This window comes from Streptomyces sp. NPDC058632, from assembly GCF_042717095.1.
GTDB lineage: Bacteria > Actinomycetota > Actinomycetes > Streptomycetales > Streptomycetaceae > Streptomyces.
The window spans coordinates 1-1,022 of record NZ_JBHXQZ010000225.1 but is presented as its reverse complement, the minus strand read 5'-3'; the positions used below and the strand labels follow the sequence as shown (position 1 = coordinate 1,022).

General features: G+C 68.3%; 1 protein-coding gene. It reads right to left on the bottom strand.

Going from position 1 to position 1,022, the window contains the following annotated elements:
* Positions 1–798 (bottom strand): ParA family protein (locus ACFWVE_RS35110; protein ID WP_384023354.1); only part of this gene is annotated, 798 nt, incomplete at its 3' end.
* Positions 799–1,022: the final 224 nt, after the last annotated feature.

The following is a 1,022-nucleotide window of genomic DNA, read 5'->3' as shown; positions in this document are numbered from 1 at the left end:
CGCGTCCACCGCCTTGGCCAGGTCCCGGTACCAGTCCGCGGCATCGCTCTGGGGAGCGTGCTCGATGATGGTCTGCTTCGCCCGCCAGGCTTCGCGGATGATGGTCCGCTTGCGGATCTCCCCGATCACGGCAGGCTCCCCGAGGTTCCGGAACGCCTCCAGCATGGAGGTGACGACGTTGCCGTCGCGGATGTCGAACCGGGAGGGCACGAGGCCGAGGACGTCCAGCACGATGTCCATGTCTTCCGACAGCAGGCCGATCTGACGCAGCAGCAGCCGCAGCGCGCGGACCGAGGAGTCCTCGGCTTCCACGGGCACCACGATGCCGCTCTTGCCCTTGCCCTCCCGCTTGCGGGCCGCGTAGAGCGCACAGTCGGTGATGACGCCGAGGGAGGGCGCGCAGTCGATCAGGCAGACGTCGTAGTCGTCGTCCACCTTCTCCAGGAACCGGGACAGCCGGCGCTCGCGGTCGGCCACCGTGTACAGCGACCGTTCCAGGAGGTGCATGTCCACGTTGGTCGGGATCACGTGCAGGTACTCCGAGCGCTGCACGATGATCTGCCGAGGGTCGGCGCCGCGCCACTCCCCCACCAGCGCCATCCGCAGAGTCTTGTCGTCCGGGGTCTCGTCCACGCCGAGGGCCTCGGACATGTGGCCCTGGGGGTCGAAGTCCACCAGGAGCACACGCTTCTGCTCCGGGTTCTGCACCGACTTCTCGGCCAGGGCCGCGCCGGTGTTGATGGTGTTGGCGGTCTTGCCCACACCACCCTTCTGATTCGTCATCGCGTAGATCCGCATGGAGGGCAGCGTAGAGCCTTGTGGGCGCCTTCTGGTGACGTCACGGGCTCACGGGCCCACGGCCCCACCAAAGACCCTGTCGCGCCCGTCTGTCGCGTCCGCCGAGGGGCGGGGATATCGGGGCGTTGGCCCAGCTCAGATCACACGACAGCACTCCGGCGCGACAGTAGACGCGACAGGCCCACGCCACATCGGCGCGGGCCTGTCGGTGGTCAGTCAGTCCC